Annotated in this window: 17 protein-coding genes and 5 pseudogenes; 5 read left to right on the top strand and 17 right to left on the bottom strand. The window is 66.5% G+C overall.

From position 1 onward, the window contains the following. Window positions 1–46: 46 nt before the first annotated feature. Complete coding sequence (locus ASE22_RS02660) at window positions 47–907, top strand: fumarylacetoacetate hydrolase family protein (RefSeq protein ID WP_056354575.1); 861 nt, start codon at window positions 47–49, stop codon at window positions 905–907. A gap of 66 nt (window positions 908–973) precedes the next feature. On the opposite strand, the gene ASE22_RS02655 is transcribed toward ASE22_RS02660, so the two are convergent. Together ASE22_RS02655 and ASE22_RS02650 are read right to left on the bottom strand one after the other, a co-directional pair. Next, window positions 974–2,383, bottom strand: a complete 1,410-nt coding sequence (locus ASE22_RS02655) for an amidase (RefSeq protein WP_056354572.1) — start codon at window positions 2,381–2,383, stop codon at window positions 974–976. Window position 2,384: 1 nt separating this feature from the next. Beyond that, entirely contained in the window at window positions 2,385–3,161 is a 777-nt protein-coding gene (locus ASE22_RS02650) for a class II aldolase/adducin family protein (protein WP_235536522.1), read from the bottom strand. Window positions 3,162–3,460: 299 nt separating this feature from the next. On the opposite strand from ASE22_RS02650, the gene ASE22_RS02645 reads away from it, so the two are divergent. Then, entirely contained in the window at window positions 3,461–4,342 is an 882-nt protein-coding gene (locus ASE22_RS02645) for a FadR/GntR family transcriptional regulator (protein ID WP_056354566.1), read from the top strand. A gap of 30 nt (window positions 4,343–4,372) precedes the next feature. Here the strand turns inward: ASE22_RS02645 and ASE22_RS02640 are convergent, their stop codons facing one another. Continuing rightward, window positions 4,373–5,005: a glutathione S-transferase family protein gene (locus ASE22_RS02640; RefSeq protein WP_056354563.1), complete on the bottom strand. Its 633-nt coding sequence runs from the start codon at window positions 5,003–5,005 to the stop codon at window positions 4,373–4,375. Window positions 5,006–5,263: 258 nt separating this feature from the next. Here ASE22_RS02640 and ASE22_RS02635 point away from each other — a divergent pair, with 258 nt between their 5' ends. Further along, a complete protein-coding gene (locus tag ASE22_RS02635) occupies window positions 5,264–6,109 on the top strand; it encodes a methyltransferase domain-containing protein (protein WP_321163866.1) in 846 nt (281 codons plus the stop codon). Between the two features lie 95 nt (window positions 6,110–6,204). On the opposite strand, the gene map is transcribed toward ASE22_RS02635, so the two are convergent. The 9 genes and pseudogenes from map to ASE22_RS02605 all read right to left on the bottom strand — a co-directional run bounded on the left by map (window position 6,205) and on the right by ASE22_RS02605 (window position 12,425). Next, entirely contained in the window at window positions 6,205–7,029 is an 825-nt protein-coding gene (map, locus tag ASE22_RS02630; protein WP_056354557.1) for a type I methionyl aminopeptidase, read from the bottom strand. A 47-nt stretch (window positions 7,030–7,076) separates the two neighbouring features. Beyond that, complete coding sequence (locus ASE22_RS02625) at window positions 7,077–8,264, bottom strand: L-lactate dehydrogenase (protein ID WP_056354554.1); 1,188 nt, start codon at window positions 8,262–8,264, stop codon at window positions 7,077–7,079. A 27-nt stretch (window positions 8,265–8,291) separates the two neighbouring features. Continuing rightward, complete coding sequence (locus tag ASE22_RS02620; protein WP_056354551.1) at window positions 8,292–9,242, bottom strand: NAD(P)-dependent oxidoreductase; 951 nt, start codon at window positions 9,240–9,242, stop codon at window positions 8,292–8,294. 25 nt (window positions 9,243–9,267) lie between these two features. Then, a pseudogene (locus tag ASE22_RS27470) lies at window positions 9,268–9,504 on the bottom strand (4-hydroxy-2-oxovalerate aldolase); the annotation flags it as partial. 1 nt (window position 9,505) lies between these two features. After that, window positions 9,506–10,090: pseudogene (gene dmpG, locus ASE22_RS27465) on the bottom strand (4-hydroxy-2-oxovalerate aldolase); the annotation flags it as partial. Between the two features lies 1 nt (window position 10,091). Continuing rightward, window positions 10,092–10,504: pseudogene (locus ASE22_RS27460) on the bottom strand (4-hydroxy-2-oxovalerate aldolase); the annotation flags it as partial. Between the two features lie 95 nt (window positions 10,505–10,599). Next, window positions 10,600–11,253, bottom strand: a pseudogene (locus tag ASE22_RS27455) (acetaldehyde dehydrogenase (acetylating)); the annotation flags it as partial. 1 nt (window position 11,254) lies between these two features. After that, window positions 11,255–11,643 (bottom strand): annotated as a pseudogene (locus ASE22_RS27450) (acetaldehyde dehydrogenase (acetylating)); the annotation flags it as partial. A gap of 2 nt (window positions 11,644–11,645) precedes the next feature. Further along, the gene (locus tag ASE22_RS02605) at window positions 11,646–12,425 is read right to left on the bottom strand and encodes a 2-keto-4-pentenoate hydratase (RefSeq protein WP_056354541.1); all 780 of its coding nucleotides are present in this window, start codon (window positions 12,423–12,425) and stop codon (window positions 11,646–11,648) included. Window positions 12,426–12,500: 75 nt separating this feature from the next. Here ASE22_RS02605 and ASE22_RS27965 point away from each other — a divergent pair, with 75 nt between their 5' ends. Further along, window positions 12,501–13,268 (top strand): IclR family transcriptional regulator, encoded by a 768-nt coding sequence (locus ASE22_RS27965; RefSeq protein ID WP_056354538.1) that lies wholly within the window; start codon window positions 12,501–12,503, stop codon window positions 13,266–13,268. A gap of 118 nt (window positions 13,269–13,386) precedes the next feature. Here the strand turns inward: ASE22_RS27965 and ASE22_RS02595 are convergent, their stop codons facing one another. The 5 genes from ASE22_RS02595 to ASE22_RS02575 form a co-directional block, all read right to left on the bottom strand. Beyond that, window positions 13,387–13,650: a hypothetical protein gene (locus ASE22_RS02595; RefSeq protein WP_056356246.1), complete on the bottom strand. Its 264-nt coding sequence runs from the start codon at window positions 13,648–13,650 to the stop codon at window positions 13,387–13,389. Window positions 13,651–13,689: 39 nt separating this feature from the next. Continuing rightward, window positions 13,690–14,481 (bottom strand): SDR family NAD(P)-dependent oxidoreductase, encoded by a 792-nt coding sequence (locus tag ASE22_RS02590; RefSeq protein WP_056354535.1) that lies wholly within the window; start codon window positions 14,479–14,481, stop codon window positions 13,690–13,692. Then, entirely contained in the window at window positions 14,474–16,441 is a 1,968-nt protein-coding gene (locus ASE22_RS02585; RefSeq protein ID WP_235536075.1) for an oxidoreductase, read from the bottom strand. The genes ASE22_RS02590 and ASE22_RS02585 overlap by 8 nt, the downstream gene beginning before the upstream one ends. Window positions 16,442–16,534: 93 nt before the next feature. Next, window positions 16,535–17,662 (bottom strand): CaiB/BaiF CoA transferase family protein, encoded by a 1,128-nt coding sequence (locus ASE22_RS02580; protein WP_235536078.1) that lies wholly within the window; start codon window positions 17,660–17,662, stop codon window positions 16,535–16,537. 35 nt (window positions 17,663–17,697) lie between these two features. Next, window positions 17,698–18,771 (bottom strand): LLM class flavin-dependent oxidoreductase, encoded by a 1,074-nt coding sequence (locus ASE22_RS02575; protein WP_056354525.1) that lies wholly within the window; start codon window positions 18,769–18,771, stop codon window positions 17,698–17,700. A gap of 233 nt (window positions 18,772–19,004) precedes the next feature. On the opposite strand from ASE22_RS02575, the gene ASE22_RS02570 reads away from it, so the two are divergent. Beyond that, on the top strand, window positions 19,005–19,583 hold the full coding sequence (locus ASE22_RS02570) for a VOC family protein (protein ID WP_056354522.1): 579 nt from the start codon (window positions 19,005–19,007) through the stop codon (window positions 19,581–19,583). Window positions 19,584–19,641 lie beyond the last annotated feature (58 nt).

Below are 19,641 nucleotides of genomic sequence, written 5' to 3'. Positions count from 1 at the left end.
CACGGGCGACAAGCTCCGGCCGGCACAGACGAGGAGAGGAGAGACGATGAAACTGGTTCGATATGATGCGGGGGCAGGCCCGCGCATCGGCGCGGTGAAAGGCGACGGGATCGTCGATCTGGCGGCAGCAGGCGCACGCTGGATGACGATGAGGGAGGTCATCGCGGCCGGCCCCGAAGCCCTGGACGCGATTGCGGCTATCGTGGCGCGCAGCGATGTGTCGGTCGGGCTCGATGGCGCGCGGTTGCTGGCGCCGATCGAGCGGCCCGGCAAATATCTCGCGATCGGGATGAACTATGCCAAGCATCGCGACGAGGCCGACAAGCTGGGTATCGCCCGGACGCAGCATCAACTCTGGTTCAACAAGCAGACGAGTTGCCTTTCGGGACCGTTCGACGCGATTGAGCCCGGTGTCACCGAAAAGCTGGACTACGAGGTCGAACTGGGTGTCGTGATCGGCAAGGCCGCCAAGCGGGTGTCCGAAACCGAAGCGCCCGGCCATGTGTTCGGCTATGTCGTGGCGAACGACGTGTCGGCGCGCGACTGGCAGATGCATTCGCCGACCTTCACTATGGGCAAGTCGTTCGATACCCACGGGCCGATCGGTCCCTGGATCGTTACCGCCGACGAGATCGCCGATCCACACGCCCTTGGCCTGCGCTGCTTCGTGAACGGCGAAAAGCGGCAGGACAGCAACACCGGCGAGATGGTGGCCAACCTCTGGGCCCAGATCGCCTATCTCTCCACCGCCTTCACGCTGGAGCCGGGCGACCTGATCGCAACGGGGACTCCGCACGGCGTCGGTGCGGCGCTGGAGCCGCCGATCTTCCTGCAGCCCGGCGATGTCGTGCGCTGCGAGATCGACGGAATCGGCGCCATCGAGAATGTGGTCGCCGCGCGGCCCTGACCGGATCGCGAAAGGATGAAGCCGCGGAGACATCCTCCGTCTCCGCGGCTTTCTCTTGTCGATCGATCAGAAGCGGGGATCGATCGGTGTGGTGACCCCGGCGGCCGCTTCGATGACGGCGGCCGCGTCGAGGCAGAGGTCCTCGCGGAAGCGCCGGCCCCCGAGGAGCACGCCGATCGGCAGACCCGTCGCGGGATCGATGCGGCCCGGCACGCAGACCGACGGCAGGCCGAGGAGATTGGCGGGTGTCACCGGCCGGATGATCTCCAGAAGGCCCGCCAGACTCCCGGCGTCGAGGTCATAATCGTGACCGGGCGTCACTCGGGTCCAGGTGGGGCTCAGGATGAGGGGGTGGTCCTCCTGGAAAGCGGCCCAATCCATCGCGATGCTGTGGCGGCGGATGAAGGCCGCCGACATCTCGAAGGAGTCGGCGAAGGGCGGGACGCCATCGAGGTAGAAATTGAAATAGCGCAGTGTGTCGGGGCTGAGGATCGGCAATACGCCCTCGGCGCCGAAGCGTTGGTCGCCGACGATGATCTGCCCCCAGGTCTCGATCGCCTCCTCATAGCGCGGTGGACAGGCTTCGACGACGTCATAACCCGCGTTCGACAGCGCGTCGGCGGCGGCGCGGACGGTGTCGGCGACGGCGCCCTCCAGCGGCGAGCCGGGCAGGGAGGTCATCGCCGCGACGCGGACAGGCGACCCGAGCGGCTTGCCGGCGAGCGGGGCGTCGATCGCCCAGGGGTCCCTCGGATGTGCGCCGATGATCGCCTCGAGGACGAGGCGGACGTCTCCGACGGTCCTTGCCATCGGGCCCTGGACGTTCATCAACTGGTTGGAGATGTGCTGGTCCGGCCCCGGCACCTGCTGCGCCAGGGGCACGCGCCCGGCGGAGGGCCGGACGCTGACGATGCCGCAGGCGTTGGCCGGGTTGCGCAGCGAGCCGCCGAGGTCCGATCCCAGGCCGATCGGCGTCATGCCCGAAGCGAGCGCCGCGGCGTCGCCGCCGCTCGATCCGCCGGCCGTCCGGTCATGATCCCAGGGGTTGCGGGTCAGGCCGTAGAGCGAGCTGTCCGTCGACGGCCGCATCGCGAAGTCGGGCAGGTTGGTGCGTCCGATCGGGATGGCGCCGGCCGCGCGCAACTTCTCCACCACCGGCGCGTCGACCGGGGATACCGCCTCGGCCAGCGCGCCGGTGCCCCAGGTCGTCGGCAAGCCGGCAACGTCGATGCAATCCTTGATCGTGAAGGGGACGCCGTGCAGCGGGCCGAGCGGGGCGCCCTCCCACCGCTTGCGATCGGCATCGCCCGCGGCCTTCAGGGCCTCGTCGCGCAGGACGCGGACCACCGCGTTGACGCGCGGATTGACCACGTCGATCCGGGCGAGATGGGCCTCGACAAGATCGCGCGAGGTGATGTCCCCGGCGGCGACCTGCCGGGCCATTTCGTTGGCGGAAAGGCGCCATGCTTCGCTCATATCATTGCTCCCTGACACTGGCGCTATAGTCCCTCGCGAGATCGACATCGACCGCGTCGAAGCCCGCCGGGGTCGCGTCGTCGACGCCCCGGTCGAGGCCGAGGCGGTTGAGCCGGCGCAAATAATAGGCCCAGGCGGCCTCATAATAGATCGTGGACCCCATGACCTGCTTGACGTCGGCCAGTTCTTCGGTGGGCATGGCCTGAACCTCGCCGGCGGCCATGGCCTTGAGCTGTGCGCCGCAGACATTGTCGAGCTCGATCGTGGAGACGATCGCGTCGGCCAGGCAGGTTCCCGTGATGAGGACGCCGTGATGCTTGAGCAGCAGCGCCTTCATCGAACCGAGCGCGTCGGCGATCGAGGCGCTCTGGCCGTGGAGGAGGGGGCTTTCGTAGACTTCGGCGAGCGCGATCTCCTCATGCCAGCGCGCGGCGTGCTGGTCGAAGGGGATGACCGAAGCGCCGATCGCGCCCAGCGCGACGCCGTTGGCGCCGTGGTGATGGATGATCGCCTGCACGTCGGGTCGCGCGGAATAGATCTTGCCGTGGATCGACAGGCTTGGGTTGACCCGCCCTTGGCCGCCGACCGGTTTCAGGTCGAAATCGACCTCGACGAGGTCGGCGGTTCGCACCTCCTCGACGCTCTGGCCGAGCTGATAGGTCCAGAACGTCGAGCCGCCGGCGCCGCGCATCGTCAGATGCGCGAGGACGCCGACGCCAATCTTGAAGGAGCCCAGGATTCGATAGGCCAGGGCCAGGTCTCGGACGGGATCGGTCATTCGTGCAGCCTTTGTGGATTCGCAGCGCCCGGCGGGCGATCTTTCATCAAACATATCTGATAACTTATTTTCAAAGGCAAGCGGCCTGTAGCTCGGGAATGCGAAAAAAATCCGAAGCGTTTTTCGCGAATCGCCTCTTGTTGCAGAGTCGGGTCGCTCCTAAGGTGTCCGACATGTGAAGGGACTTTGTCGCGATGACAGTTCCTTGCGAGGGCGCTCTGCGGTGATGGTGGCACGGCTGGCCGGGGTGGTCAGCCGTGGCGTTGCGGATTGCGGTGCGGAACGGTAGGAGTTGAACGATGAATAGCCCCACCGTCACCGAGGCCGGCCGGCGTAGCGCGCGCAAGCGCGCCGATGACGGCGGTGTCTCGCGGGGGCGTATGGCGGCCAAGGCCGTCGGTTCGAAGTCCGCCGCGGCCGAGGCGGGCGAGCATGGGTCCAGCGGCTCGCTGGTCCAGCAGGCGATCCGCGCCGTCGGCAACTATATGCGGGACAATGGCCTGCGCCCCGGCGACACGCTTCCGGGCGAGAAATATTTCGGCGACGAACTGGGCGTGAGCCGGGCCGTCATGCGCGAGGCGTTTGGTGCGCTCGGCGCACTCCAGATCATCGATGTCGCCCGCGGTCGCAAGCCGAAGGTCAGCCATGTCGATGGTTCGCTGTTCGCGACCTCGATCGTCCATGGCTTCAACACGTCGCAGATCTCAATCCTCGATGTCTGGGAAGTCCGCAAGACGGTCGAGCTACGCGCTACCGAAATGGCGGCGACGGCGCGCACCGACGAGGAGCTCAAGGAAATCCAGGACATCGTCGAGGCGATCGCCGTACACATGGACGATCCCGACCTCGTCTCCCAATATAATGCGGAGTTCCATTACGCGATCGCGCGGGCCAGCCATAATGTGCTGTTCGCGCAGATCCTCGCCTCCTTCGCGCCGATCACGCGCATCGCCACGCGGGCGGCCTGGAAGGCCTGCACCACCAAGGCGATGAAGCAGACCCAGGTGACCCGGCACAAGGCGATCGTCCGCGCCATCGCGCGCAAGGACCCTGAGGCCGCGACCGACGCCATGCGGCAATTGTTCGACGACGCGATCCGCGAGAATTGGAGCCGGCTGGCCGCCCATCGCTTCTCGTTCGACCCGTTCTTCGAACAAGGTCAGCGCCCCGCCCTCATCTGATCGAGGACGGGGCGAACGCGATGGCGGGGGTCAGCCCATCATCGCGGTGTAGCTGGCGATATCCTCGTCGATCACCTGCCGCAGCTTGGGCGTATTCATCAGGCGGTCCTTGACGGCATCGAGATGCGGCGTCGGCGAAAGACCTTTGCCGGCCGGCGCCATGATCTTCCACAGGGCCAGCACGCCAGCATAATAGTCGAGGACGGTGAGCGGGCTGCTCGTGTCGCGCAGGCCGATCCTGCGTTCAAGTTCGGTATAGGCGGCGTCGAGGCGAATGCGCGCCTGAGCGCCGACTTCGGCAGCCGCTGCGTCGCTGGGCGCGTAGCGGTTAGGACGGTTGATCATCTTCCAGGCGGACTGCACCTCCACCGCCGCGACGATCATGGTCGACAGCTCCTTCGCCCGCGCGATCGGGGCGGCGTCGACCCAGCCCTGACCCCCCAGGTCGGCGATGAAGTTGAGGATCGCGACGGTCTGGGTGACGATCGCGCCGTCGACGTCCAGGGTGGGAACCTCACCCAGCGGATTGATCGAGAGGAACGGCGCCTGCTTCGTCTCGCCCGACAGCGAACTGACGATCACGACTTCGTGGTCGATGTCAGCCGCGGTGAGGGCGAGGCGGCATGCCAGGGCGATGCTCATGGGCGAGTGATAAAGGCGCATATGGTTCGATTCCCTTGCTGATTTCCGAATGAATAGCTCACACATATCAGATATCTTGGCAATATAGAATGCCGTTGGATTCGCCGAGAATCGCGAGAGATGGTCCAGAAATATCTGGTTCGTGTGCGCTATGTCGGATCCTGCTGCATCGTGGCGCAACGATAGATATCAGATAAGCACTGGACATGATCTGTGGGCGGCCGCATAGGTCTCGACAACGCGGCACCGGCGTGCTTGCGATCTTGCAGGAGGAACATGATGTCGACGACCGAAGCCGTTGCGCCCGTGTGGGACTTTGTGGGGCATTATGTCGGACGCTTTTCGGTCGCGCCCGATTTCGGTGCGCTCGGGCGATATGAGTTCATCGGCGAAGCGCTGATGCCCATCGCGCAGATGATCGTCGACACCGCGGCCATCAAGCCGGGCGAGACCGTCCTCGACGTCGGCGCGCGCAACAATGCGGCGCTGCTGGCGGCGCAGGCCGGGGCGAAGGTCACTGCGATCGAGGTGTCGCCCCGACTGCTGGACGTCGCGCGCGACAAGCTGAAGGATTATCCCGAGACCCGGTTCGAGCTTGCCGATGTGGCGAAGCTTCCTTTCCCGGATGCCAGCTTCGATGCGGTGGTCGACGCGGTCAGCCTGATGTTCGGCGCGGATCGCGAGGCGGCGGTCGCCGAGATGGCCCGGGTGCTGAAGCCGGGCGGCCGTATCGTATGGACCGGTTGGTTCGGCGGCGATGCGATTTCGGACGTGGCGAAGATCCAGATCAACGATACCGCGGCCGTCGTCGGCCAGGCGCCCTTTCCCTACAGCTATTGGGGCAATGAGGACGAGATGCGCGCGCTGTTCGGCGCGCAGGGTCTCGACGTCGTCCTGACCAAGCATCCGATGGTCAACACCGGCCCTGCGCCGCGCGAATTCCTCGAAGGGCTCGATCAGGTGCACCCGGTATCCCGCGGTTGCAGCCTGGCGCTCGAGAAGGCCGGCCTCTTCGAACAGACGATGACCCGGATGGTCGAGGCTATGGAGAGCCGCAACGAGGACAAGGAGGGGACGAAGATCAGCCGGCACTATGTCGTCGGCGTCGCGACGCGGAAGGCCTGACCCTCCAGCGAAGCGCCGACCGGGCGGGTGCGTCGGCGCCCGCCCGATTGGGCAAGATGGTACGGAGCTTGTCCGGGTCCGCGGTAAACCGCCCCTCAGCGATAGGGCGGGCGGTGCAGGCCTCTGGGGCTGACGGTGAAGATCTCGCAGCCGGTCTCGGTGATGCCGATCATATGTTCGAACTGCGCCGATAGCGTCCGGTCGCGCGTCACGGCGGTCCAGCCGTCGTCGAGCATCTTCACGTCGGGACGCCCGATGTTGATCATCGGTTCGATGGTGAAGATCATGCCGGGCCTCAGTTCGGGGCCGGTGCCCGGCTTGCCATAATGCAGCACGTCCGGCGCATCGTGATAGACGCGGCCGACGCCATGGCCGACGAAATCCCTGACCACGCCATAGCGGTGCTTTTCGGCATGGTGCTGGATGGCATGGCCGATATCGCCCAGATGGTTGCCGGGCCTCGCCTGCTCGATCCCGAGCATCAGGCATTCATAGGTCACGTCGACCAGCCGCCTGGCCTTGATCGACACGTCGCCGACGAGGAACATGCGGCTGGTGTCGCCATGCCATCCGTCCACAAGCGATGTCAGGTCGATGTTGACGATGTCGCCGTCCTTCAGCGTCCGATCGCCCGGGATGCCGTGGCAGACGACGTGATTGATCGAAATGCAGCTGGTATGGGCATAGCCCCGATAACCGACATTGGCGGGGGTCGCCCCGGCTGCCAGCATCGCGTCACGCGCGAAATCGTCGAGCGCTTCCGTGCTGACGCCGGGCTCGACCAGTTCGGTCAGCGAGTCGAGGATCGTGGCGGTGATCTGTCCGGCCTTGCGCATGGCGGCGAACCCTTCGGCGCCGTGCAGCTTGATGGCGCCTGTCCGACGGTCGTCGACCGCCGCTGCGGAAACATATTGGGTCATCGGTCTTTCAGAATCCCGTGCATGCGCGCCGTTGGTGAGAACTTATCTTATATGTCGATGCTGGATTTGTCACATGCCATGACGCCGGAATCGAACGGGGGGCGTCGCATGGCCCGGATCGCGTCCACATTCGGGAGGCCGGCCAGCGCCATGGCCGTGCGAAGTTCGGTCTGGAAGCGGGCGAGCATGGCGACGATCGCCGCCTCGCCGCCAGCGGCGGCAGCATAGGCCCAGGCGCGGCCGATCAAGACGCCGTCGGCGCCGAGCAGCAGCGCCTTGAGGACATCGTGGCCGCTGCGCACACCGCCGTCGACGAGGAGCGGTGCCCGCCCGTCGACCGCCCGGGCGATGGCCGGCAGCGCGACCGCCGTCGGCGCGACGCTGTCTAGCTGGCGCCCGCCATGATTCGAGACGACGATCGCGTCCGCACCGGCATCGAGCGCCATCGCGGCGTCACGGCTGTCGAGAATGCCCTTGATGACGAGCCTGCCCCGCCACTGGCCGCGCAGCCAGGCGATGTCCGGCCAGGTGACGGCGGCATCGAACTGCCGCAGCAACCAGCCGCCGAAGCCGGCCAGGCTGCGTGCCTCGACGTAAGGCGCCAGGTTCCCGAACGTGTGCGGCATCCCCCGCAATCCGACATCGACCAGCCAGCGCGGATGGCAGATATAGCTGGCGAGCTTCGCCGGCGTGGTGCCGCGGAACAGTTCGTTGCGGATATCACGCCGCCGAATGCCGGGGGTGGCGAGATCGACCGTGAAGACGAGCGTGCGAGACCCGCTGTCCCAGGCGCGCCGGAGCAGGTCGGCGACGACGTCCCGGTCGCGCATCATGTAGAGCTGGAACCACCAGGGCCGCCGGGCGACGCGTGCGGTCTCCTCGATCGAGCAGATGGAATTCGCCGATAGGCAGAAGGGCACTTTCGCCCTATCGGCCGCGCGCGCCGCCTGGACCTCGCCCCGGCGACAGAGCAGCCCGCCGAAGCCGACCGGTGCGAGCGCCAGCGGCATTGCTGCGGGATCGCCCACCAGGTCGGAGGCCGTGGTCGTGGTGGAGACGTCGACCATCACGCGCTGCGGCAGGTGCACGGCGGCGAAGGCCGCTTCGTTCGCATGTAGCGTGATCTCGTCACCGGCGCCGCCGTCGAAATAGTCGAAGATGGAAGCCGGGAGCCGGGATCGCGCGACCCGGCGGAAATCTGCATGGCTTGCAAGCCGGGCGTGGGATGGGGTCACGATCCGCTCCTTGATCGCGGGAGGGCGTCAGGCGACGCGATTGGCCGGGCGCTCCCCGCGCCGCCAGGCGATGACGGCATCGCGCAGGGTGGCGGCCATGCCCCGGCGCGCCTCTTCGGTAGCGCTGCCGACATGCGGGGTCGCCACCACATTGGGCAGCATGAGATAGCGCGGATCGACCCGCGGCTCGTCGCGGAAGACGTCGAGCGCTGCGGCGCGGACCTTGCCGCTGCCAAGCGCTTCGATCAGCGCGTCGTCGTCGATCAGGTCGCCCCGCGCGATGTTCACCACGATCAGGCTGTCGCGCGCCATGGCGAGGCGACGGCGATCGAGAATGTTGCGGGTCTCGTCGGTGGACGGGGCGGCCAGCAGCACTATGTCGCTCGCCCCGAGGAAGGCGTCGAGCGCGGAAATGAAGCGGGCGCCGGCTTCGTTCCGGGCGGGCCGGCGGTTATGATAGACGATGTTCATTCCGAATGCCGCCGCGCGCTGCGCGACACGGGCGCCGATGTCGCCCATGCCGTAAATGCCCAGGGTGCGCCCGGCGAGCTCGATGCCGAGGATCTGGTTCGAGCGCATGTCGGTCCACCGGCCGTCGCGCAGCAGCGCGGTCGCCTCGGTCATGCGCCGGGCCGCCGCCAACAGGAGCAGCATCGTATGGTCGGCGACGGCGTTGGAAAGGACCGCGGGGGTATTGAACAGCGCCAGTCCCCGCGCGCGCACCGCGTCGACATCGACATGATCGAGGCCCACGGAATAGGTGGCGATCGCACGCACCGAGGCGGGCAGCCGTGCGAGGAAGGGCTCGTCCACCCGCAGTGGCAGTCCAACGACCAGCGTGTCGGGTGAGGTGTCTGGGCCGGTTGGCGCATCGTCTTCATCCTGCACGACCAAGCGGCGCTCGAACTCCGCGCGGGCGATCGGCGGCAGCTCGAAGCCGGCGGCGATCCGGACGCCCTTCTCTTCGATATCGATCATGGAACGCCCTCAGTTCGCACCGCCGTCAGGCGGCGGCCTCCGCCTTGCGCAGGATGTCGAGCGCTACGTCGACGATCATGTCCTCCTGCCCGCCGACCATCTTGCGCGCGCCCAGTTCGATCAGGATATCGCGCGCATCGAGGCCATAATCGGCGGCGGCCTTYTCGGCGTGGCGCAGGAAGCTCGAATAGACCCCGGCATAGCCGAGCACGAGCGTCTCGCGATCGACGCGCACCGGGCGGTCCTGCAGCGGGCGGACGAGNTCGGCGTGGCGCAGGAAGCTCGAATAGACCCCGGCATAGCCGAGCACGAGCGTCTCGCGATCGACGCGCACCGGGCGGTCCTGCAGCGGGCGGACGAGATCCTCGGCCGCGTCCATCAGCTTCATCACGTCGCAGCCATGGTTCCAGCCCTTGCGGTCGGCCGCGGCGACGAACACCTCGAGCGGGGCGTTGCCGGCGCCCGCGCCCATGCCCGCCAGGCTGGCGTCGATCCGCACCGCGCCCTCCTGCGCCGCGACGATCGAGTTGGCGACGCCGAGCGAGAGATTGTGGTGGGCGTGCATCCCGCGCTGCGTCTCGGGCCTGAGCACCCGGTCATAGGCCTGGAAGCGCGCCCGCACCCCGTCCATGTCGAGCGCGCCGCCGCTGTCGGTGACGTAGACGCAGTGCGCGCCGTAGCTTTCCATCAGCAGCGCCTGCTGCGCCAGCGCCTCGGGCTCGATCATGTGGCTCATCATCAGGAAGCCCGACACGTCCATGCCGAGGTCGCGGGCGATGCCGATATGCTGCTTCGAAACGTCGGCCTCGGTGCAATGGGTCGCGACCCGGACCGAGCGGACGCCCAGANGACACGTCCATGCCGAGGTCGCGGGCGATGCCGATATGCTGCTTCGAAACGTCGGCCTCGGTGCAATGGGTCGCGACCCGGACCGAGCGGACGCCCAGTGCATAAGCGCGGCGCAGTTCCTCGGCGGTGCCGATGCCGGGTACCAGCAAGGTCGTCAGCACGGCGCGTTCGAGGACGTCGGCCGCAGCTTCGATCCATTCCCAGTCGGTCTGCGCGCCGAAGCCGTAGATGAAGCTGGTACCGCCCAGCCCGTCGCCGTGCGAAACCTCGATCGCGTCGACGCCGGCCTCGTCGAGCGCCTTGGCGATCGCRCGGACATGGTCGAGRCCGTACATGTGCCGGATCGCGTGCATGCCGTCGCGCAGCGTCACGTCCTGGATGTAGAGCTTGTCCTTGCCGACGTCGAAGCTCATGCCGCGGCCCTCNCCGTACATGTGCCGGATCGCGTGCATGCCGTCGCGCAGCGTCACGTCCTGGATGTAGAGCTTGTCCTTGCCGACGTCGAAGCTCATGCCGCGGCCCTCCGTTCGATGATGCGCTGCGCCAGCAGCTCGCYGGTCGCCTTGGCGGCGGCGGTCATGATGTCGAGATTGCCCGAATAGCTGGGCAGATAGTCGCCCGCRCCCTCGACCTCGAGGAACACCGAGGTCTTGATGCCGGTGAACTCGCCSCGGCCGGGAATCTTGAGCTTGTTGTTGTCGCCRTAGCGYTCGAACTGGACGTCCTGCTTCAGCCGGTAGCCGGGGACGTAGCTCTGCACCTTGGCGACCATCGCCTTGACYGAGGCGCGGATCGCGTCCTCGTCGGCGCCYTCGGACAGGGTGAAGACCGTGTCGCGCATGATCATCGGCGGCTCGGCGGGGTTGAGGATGATGATCGCCTTGCCCTGCGCCGCGCCGCCGACCTTCTCGATCGCGCTSGCSGTSGTGCGGGTGAACTCGTCGATATTGGCGCGGGTGCCGGGCCCGGCCGAGCGCGAGGAGRCCGARGCGATGATCTCGGCATAATGGACCGTCGCCACCTGGCTGACGGCGGCGACGATCGGGATCGTCGCCTGGCCGCCGCACGTCACCATGTTGACGTTGGTCGCCTCGAGATGCTCGTCCATGTTGACGGGCGGGATGGTGAAGGGGCCGATCGCCGCCGGGGTCAGGTCGACCACNCACGTCACCATGTTGACGTTGGTCGCCTCGAGATGCTCGTCCATGTTGACGGGCGGGATGGTGAAGGGGCCGATCGCCGCCGGGGTCAGGTCGACCACSAGCTTGCCGTCGGCGCGCAGCGCCGCGTCATGGACYTTGTGGGCATAGGCCGAGGTCGCGTCGAAGACGATGCCGATCTCGGCATAGTCGGGCAACGCCCTGAGGCCCTCCAGCCCGTCATGGGTGGYGGCGATGCCCCGCTCGCGCGCCATCGCCAGCCCTTCGGACGCCGGATCGATGCCGACGACCGCCGCCAGCTCCATATTCTGSGGATATTTGATCATCTTGATCATCAGGTCGGTGCCGATATTGCCCGATCCGATGATCGCCGCCTTGATCTTCYGGTTCATGTTCAGGCTCCGTAGCTGAAGGCGCAGCTGCCCAGCCCGCCGATGTGGATGCGGGTCCGGTCGCCGGGGTGCAGGTCCACCATCGGGCCGAGCGCGCCGGACAGGATGATGTCGCCGGCCCGTAGCGGCTCCCCGTTCAGGGCCAACGTGCGGGCCAGCCAGCGGACCGATTTATAAGGGTGGTCGAAACAGGCGGCACCGGCGCCGACGGAGACGATCTCGCCGTTGATCTCGGTGACCATGCCGCAACTGTAGAGATCGAGCCCGGTCGGGGATTTCACGTCGGTGCCCAGCACGAAGAACGCCGAGGAACCGTTGTCGGCGATGGTATCCGATAAGCTGATCTTCCAGTCGGCGATGCGGCTGTCGACGATCTCGATCGCGGCTACGGCGCCGTCGACCGCGGCAGCGACGTCGTCGAGCGAAAGATCGGGATCGGCGAGGTCGCGTCCGAGGATGAAGGCGATCTCCGCCTCCGCGCGGGGCTGGATAACCGTCGCCGGATCGAGTTCGCCGCCATCGTGGATCTGCATGTCGGCGAAAAGCGCCCCGAAATCGGGCTGATCGATACCGAATTGCTGTTGAACCGCCTTGGCCGTCGCGCCGATCTTCCGGCCGATCAGGCGGCGCCCTTCAGCGATCCAGTGCCGAGTGTTGATCGCCTGCACCGCATAGGCGCCATCGATATCCAACGGGTCGAGAAACGCGCGCATCGGCGCGATGGTCTTGCCCTGATAGGCGTCGCGCAGCAGCCGCGCCTCATGATCAAACTGTCTCTCCATGAAAAAGATATATGATATGTTTAGGAGATGAGACAAACTCGCTCCGTCTCAACTTTCCGAGGATGAAGAATCGCGATGGTCGGATCATCGAGTTCGCTGGATAAATCGCTCTCGTTGCTGATCCGAGTGCTCGAGGGCGGGGGCGATCGTTCCTCGCTATCGGCGCTGGCGGATGCGGCCGGTTTGCCGGTTTCGACCGCCCATCGGTTGTTGGGCGGACTGGCCCGGGCGGGCTTCATCGCGCCGCTGGGTCAGCGCTATATCGGCGGACCGATGTTGCGGCGGCTGGCGGAGTTGCAGCCTTCGCCAAGCCGGATACTCGCTGACGCCGGCAAGCCGATCCTGTCGGACCTGTCGCGCCGGACATGTCGGATAACCCATATGGGCATATTCGAGGACATGATGATGACCTATCTGCTGAAGGAGGGAGATCCCGCTGGCACGGCGATCTCAGGCCCGGATATGCAACTGGAGGCCTATTGCTCGGGCTTGGGCAAGGTGCTGCTCGCCCATCTCTCGAAGGAAGAACTCGACGCCTATCTCGCGACGGCGCCTTTCGTCGCGCTGACGCCCAGCACGATCATCTCGTCGGGGGCCCTACGGGCGGAACTCGCCCTCACGCGAGAGCGCGGTTATGCGCTCGATCAGGGAGAGATGTTCGACGGCTTCATCTGTATCGCCGTTCCGGTCCGCATCGGCGGTCGCGTGGTTGCGGCGATCTCCCTCGTGGTGACGCAAACAGCGACGCCTTGTCGACCCGTCAGTTACCTCGCCCGCCTCCACGGCGCTGCCTTGCGGATCGAAAAGCGCCTCCGCAGCCTGAGCGACATATTTACGGCTTAGAGATGTAAGATGCGAGCAACGCGGGCTGGGATGAAGAGACCCTCCAGATAGGGTTTGCCGAATTATCCGCGCTGGAAGTGACGTTCGTCATCGAGGTTACCGGCTTCGAACAAGGCGATCAAGGCTCCGCCGTCTCGACCAGAGCGACGACCTCGAAGGTGAAGTCGCTCCACCCGCGCATGCGGGCGGCCTCCGCGGTGGCGGTCCGCTTCTTCCTCGCCTCGGCGAGCGACCTGGTGTGGCCCCAGAACACTTCGGTCCTGCCGTTGCCGAGCGTGGCGACGATCCGCCAATAATGGGTGAAAGGGTCGGCGGTCGGGCCGATCGTCTTCACATAGCCGTCGGGCATGGTCGCGGTGAGGTATCGCTTCTTCTTCGCCATGCGCCCCGATAGCATGGCCGACGCGAGAAGCATCGGGCCTCAGCTCGCGGGCGGCAGCATCGCGCTGGAGACGCCCTGGTCGGCGAGCACGAAGCTGCCGTGGAGCGCCCGGGCCGCGTCGGAGACGAGGAACAGAGCAACCTGGGCGATTTCGTCGGGTTCGATCATGGCGTTGCCATAGGGGCTCAACGAGCGTGCTTCGCGCCGGACCATTGCGGCCTGCTGCTCGTCGGTAAGCTCGTCGTCGGTGAAGCCGAGCATCTGCGTGCGGGTCGAGCCCGGCCCGATCGAATTGATGCGGATGTTCGTGCGGCGCAGCTCGGCGGCGAGCGTCCGGGTGAAATGGGCAATCGCGGCCTTGCTGGCGGCATAGACCGCCATCTCGTGGACTCCCAGCACCGCGGCGCCCGAGGAGATGTTGACGATCGCGCCGCCGCCCGCGCGCCTCATCGCGGGAAGTGCCGCCTGGATCATCGAGATCGCGCCGACGACGTTGACGCCGAACGTCAGGTCGATCTTGCGCGGTTCCATCGTCTCGATCGGGCCGGCGAAGCAGACCCCCGCGCTCTGGATCAGGAAGTCGATCCGGCCCTGGTCGCGCTCGATTCCCTCGACCAGCGCGGCGATCGCGGCGCGGTCCATGATGTCGCAGCATATCGCGCTCGCCTTGCCGCCCTCGGCCCGGATCGTCTCGACCACCGGCGCCATCGCCTCGGCCGCCAGCTCCGAGGTGACGGCGACATGCGCGCCCTTGCTGGCGAACAGGCGCGCGGTGGCGGCGCCGATGCCGGTACCGCCGCCGGTGACGATCGCGACCTTACCGTCAAGCATCGGCTTTCTCCTTGATCCGTCCCACGATATTGCCCTCGCGAATGGCCATCAGCAGGTCCCTCGGCGCATTGGCGTCGCCGATCAGATGAAGTTGATAGGGCTTGCGCTCGCGCGATCCGCCGCCCAGCGCCCGCCACAGGTCGCCCTGCGCCTGGTTGTAGCTGACGAACACCACCGTGTCGGCGGGAACTGTCCATTCGTCGTCGCCGTCGAGATAGCCGATCGTGCAGTCGTCCTTGCCGATCTCGACGATCCGGCCCGATACGATGAGGTCGAACTTGCCCTTGCGCAGGCGCCGCAGGGCGGGGCCGGTGCGCAGGATGATGTCCATCGTCGGCGAGAAGCTCGAATGGCGCGCGACGTAGGTGACGGCGACGCCGTGCTCGATCAGGTGCTCGGCCGCCGCGATGCCTTCATAATGGCCGATGTCGTCGAATACGACCGCGCTCTTGCCGAGGCTGTCGGACGAACCGAGCAGCAGGTCCCAGGAGGACAGCACATGCGGCTGGTGGAAGCCGGGGATCACCCGCTCGGGCCGCTGCGCCTGCAGGCCGTCCATGCGCGGCATCGATCCGGTGGCGATGATCACGACGTCGGGGTTTTCAGCCAGCACCTCGTCAGCCTCGGCATAGGTCGACAGGCGGACGTCGACGCCGAGCCGGAAAATCTCCTCCTCCAGCCACAGCGTGATGTCGTGGATCGCCTGGAGCTTGGGTGCATGCTTGGCGATGTTGACCGCGCCGCCGAGGGTGGGCTGCGCTTCCATCAGGACGACGTCATGGCCATGCAGCCGGGCGAGGCGCGCCGCCTCCATGCCGGCGGGGCCGCCGCCGACGATTACCACCTTGCGCGGGGTCTCGGCGGGCGTGATCAGGCGCTCGTCCATCGTCCGTTCGAAGCCGACCGCCGGATTGACCGTGCAGGTCATCCGCTGGACGGGGGTACGGATGCCGCCGACGCAGCCCTGGTTGCAGGCGATGCAGGGGCGGACGCCGATCGCGTTGCCGGCCACCGACTTAACGACGAGGTCGGGATCGGCGATCATCGCGCGCACATAGCTGACCATGTCGGCGAGCCCGGCGCGGATCACCTGCTCGCCCTCGTCGAGCGTGCCGAAGCGGCCCGCGATCATCGTCGGCACCGTCGCGCGCGTGACGATCGGCTCGGCCGAGGGGAGCATATAGCCCGACGGTTGATCCATGCAGCCGAGCATCGACGCGATGCTGTAGGGGCTGCCCATCGATCCGCTGACATAGTCGACCAGCTTGTCCGCGCAGACGCGGGCGACGACCTCGCCGGCTTCCTCCGGCGTGAAGCCACCGGGGGCGTTATAGTCGGAGATTCGGATGCCGAGCGGGAAGTCGTCGCCTATCCGCTTGCGGATCGCGACGAGGATGCCGTGCATGAAGCGCATCCGGTTTTCCAGGCTGCCGCCATAGGCGTCGGTGCGACGATTGGTCAGCGGGCACAGGAACTGATGCATCAGATAGCCGTGGCCGCAATGCAGCTCGATTCCGTCGAGCCCGCTCGCGCGAACCCGAACCGCGGCGTCGGCGAAGGCCTCGGTTACCTCCTCGATCAGATCGAGGGTCATCGGCTGCGGCGTGTTCGTGACGCCGAGCGGGCAGGGGACGTCGGAGGCCGAGATCGGTGCCTGGCCGTTGGCCGGCGCCCAGCGGTGGCCGCCGTGCCAGAGCTGCACGAACGTCCGCATGCCGTGGCGCGAGCAGGCTTCCCCCAGGCGGGCGAAGCCGGGGATGATCGAATCGTCGAGCGCGTTGACCGTGTGGTTCGACGTCGAGCTATGGACGACGGTCGCCTCGAGGATGTTCAACCCGACGCCGCCCCTGGCGCGCGCCTCATGATAGGCGATCAGGTCGTCGCTGATCCCGCCGCGGCCGTAGCTGGTGCCGTGCGCGGCGCGGGCGACGCGGTTCCTGACCTCGAGCCCGTTGATCATGATCGGGCTCATTATGCGGTCGAATGACACGAGCCTGTGATCCTCTCGTTGGTGCTGCCTGTTGACCCGGCATCCTCAGTTGAGCGCAATCGTTTATAGCGACCAGACCGCCTTTTTCGCGGTCAATTCCTCGATCTCGGCGGCGCTGAAACCAGCCTCGGCGAGGATCGCGTCGACCGGGCGGTTGCTGCGCGGGTTGGGCTCGATCACCAGCTCCGGATGCCCCGACAGGCGCGGGGCCGGGGCGGCGGTGAGCACGCCCTCGCGGTCGGCAGTGACCGTGCCGCGCGCGGCATTGTGCGGATCCGCCGCGAGCTCGTCGGTCGTCAACACCGGTGCGCCGCAGGAATCGACCGCGCCGAACAGCTCGGTCCACTCCCGTTGCGGCCGGGTGCGGAAGGCGGCGGCGACCCTTTCGCGCAGCGCCGGCCATTGCGACCGGTCCATCTGCGCATCGGCCGACGGATCGACATCGTCGAGGCCGAGGATCGACAGGGTCGCGGCGTAGAATTTCTGCTCGATCGCACCGACCGAGAACCATTTTTCGTCGGCGCACCGATAGACGCCGTAGAAAGGCGCCCTGCCGCCAAGCAGCGCATGGTCGGGATCGCCATCCCACAGGCCCAGTTCGAGCTCGCCGAACATCGGGCCGAGCATATAGGAGGCGCCGTCGACGATCGCGGCGTCGACGACCTGGCCCTTGCCGGTGCGCTGCCGCTCGACCAGCGCCATCAGCACGCCGATCATCATCGTGTAGGAGCCGTTGGCAAGATCGCCGAGCAGACCGGGCGGTGCGGTCGGCCTGTCCTCGCCGATCACGTCGAGCGCCCCGGAAATGGCGAGATAGTTGATGTCGTGGCCAGCCCGCTTCGCATAGGGACCGGTCTGCCCCCAGCCGGTCAGCCGCGCGTAGATCAGCCCGGGATTGTCCGCCAGCAGCAGGTCGGGCCCCAGGCCCAGCCGCTCCATCACGCCGGGGCGGAAGCCCTCGACGAAGATGTCGGCGCTCTTGGCCAGTCGGCGCGCGACCGCCTGGCCCTCGGGGGAGCGCAAGTCGAGGCCGATCGCGCTCTTGCCGCGCGACATGGCGGCAGCCGGATCGAAGGGCATCGGGTCGGGGCGGCGGACGCTCAGAACGTCGGCCCCGAAATCCGCCAGCATCATCGTCGCGAAGGGCGCTGGCCCCAGCCCGCTCAGATCGAGAACCCGAAGGCCTGCCAAGGGACCTCGGCGGCCCCGTTCATCGACTGCCATGATCAGCCGTTCGCCGCGATCGCGGGATTCGCCGCTGCGTTCAGTTGGGGGACCACATCGCTGCCCAGTCGCTCGACCATCTCGCAATATTCTTCGCGTCCGACGCCGCCCATGTCCATCTTTATCAGGTTGACGTCGGCCCCGACGAGCTGGCTCAGCTCGATCAGCCGGTCGGCGAACTTGTCGGGGCCGCCGACGATCGCGGGTCCCTTGGTCGACAGCAGTTCGTAATCGAACGGGGTGCTGACATAGGGCGGCGGGTTCGGGTTGACGCTCTTGATCACGCCGAGATTGAAGGCGTGATAGCCCCGGTAGCGCGGCTCGTAGCGTTCGCGGGCGATCGCGTCGGTCTTGTCGACCCAGCCGTGCCAGCAGGCGCCGACGCGCGGAGCGTGCGTATGGCCCGCCTTGTCGAAAGCCTCGCGATAGATGTCCGCGATCGGGATGAACTTGTCGGGGCGGCCGAAAGCGCTCGGCAGCATCAGGCTGACCCCCAGCCGTCCCGCCAACTTGGCGGTGTCGGGCGAACTGCCGCCGCCGATCCAGAAGGGCGGCCTTTCGCGCTGGACCGGCGTAGGCTCGAGATGCTGGCCGGTGATCGGCGGGCGGAAGCGGCCTTGCCAGTGCACCGGCTCACCCGGCCACAGCGCGCAGGCAAGCTCCATCGCCTCGGCGAAGCGCTCGGCGGATTCGCCCGAGGACTGGCCGAACAGGTCGAAGGTCTTCTCGAAGAAATTGCCGCGACCGGTGACCAGTTCCAGGCGCCCGCCCGAAATGACGTCGACGGTCGCATAATCCTCGGCCATCCGGAACGGATCCAGGTTGGCGGCGAGGGCGACCGCGGTGCCCAGGCGAAGGCGCGTCGTCCGCTCGGCGATCGCGGCGAGGACCACCGCGGGCGACGAGAAGGTGTAGTTGATGCCGTGGTGCTCACCGATATAATAGCCCTGGATGCCGGTTCGATCCGCGATCTCGGCAGCGTCCAGGGTCATGGCATAGCGCTCGGACGCGTCGAAGCGACGCCCCGTGATGGGATCGTCCATAATGTCGCCGAGCGACATAAGCGCGATTTGCATAACTCCCTCCCAACGTGTGTTGGCCACTTTCTTACAGTGTATGGTACAAACCGCAATAGGTTTTCTTATGGCGGTAAAATAAGCCGATTTTTGGGGGTTTAGTCGATGCGGAATGGCCGGGAGGCGCTTCTTGGGACAAAGCTATTGCGGCATGTTTCTACCGATGTTAGGTTATTTTCCTGAGGATGATCGCGGACCGGTTTCGCGATTGGGCAGTGAGAGGAAATATCGAAATGGGTGTTCACCATTTTGCGATTGCCACCAAGAATTTCGAAATGGCGCATCACTTCTACACCGAGGTGATGAAGTTCCCGCTCGTGGCCGGTGTGAAGCGTCAGGCGCCGGGCGGCGGCTGGACCAAGCATATGTTCTACGACATCGGCGACGGCGAGACGATGGCGCTGTGGGATCTGCGCGGCATCGAGGGGGTCCAGCTCGATCCCGATTCGTGGCGCAGCGCGATCTCGACCGGCCTGGGACTGCCGCGCTGGATCAATCACTTCGCGTTCAACTGCAAGGGCGGCGACGAGGAACTCGAGCAGCGCAAGCAGAACTGGCTCGATGCCGGCTATCATGTGTCGATGACCGACCACGAGTTCATCCGGTCGATCTACACCTTCGATCCGGACGGCAACCTGATCGAATGGACCTATGACACCCGGCCGATCAACCAGGACGACACGAAATACGCGTTCGAGATCCTGGCCGACGACAGCCCGGCGACCGAAGGCGATTATGAGGGGCCGTTCATCCGTTCGACCGTCGAGAAGTACAAGCCCGCGCCCAAGCCGCTGCCCGAACCGGTGAAGTGACCGTCTACGGGCGGTGATGGAACAGGGGCCCTCGCCCGGCAGGACGGGGGCGCGCGAA

Origin of the sequence: Sphingomonas sp. Root720 (assembly GCF_001428605.1) — a bacterium.
Taxonomy (GTDB): Bacteria; Pseudomonadota; Alphaproteobacteria; order Sphingomonadales; family Sphingomonadaceae; genus Rhizorhabdus.
Note: the sequence above shows the minus strand (reverse complement) of the source record. Positions and strands in the feature narration are given on the sequence as shown.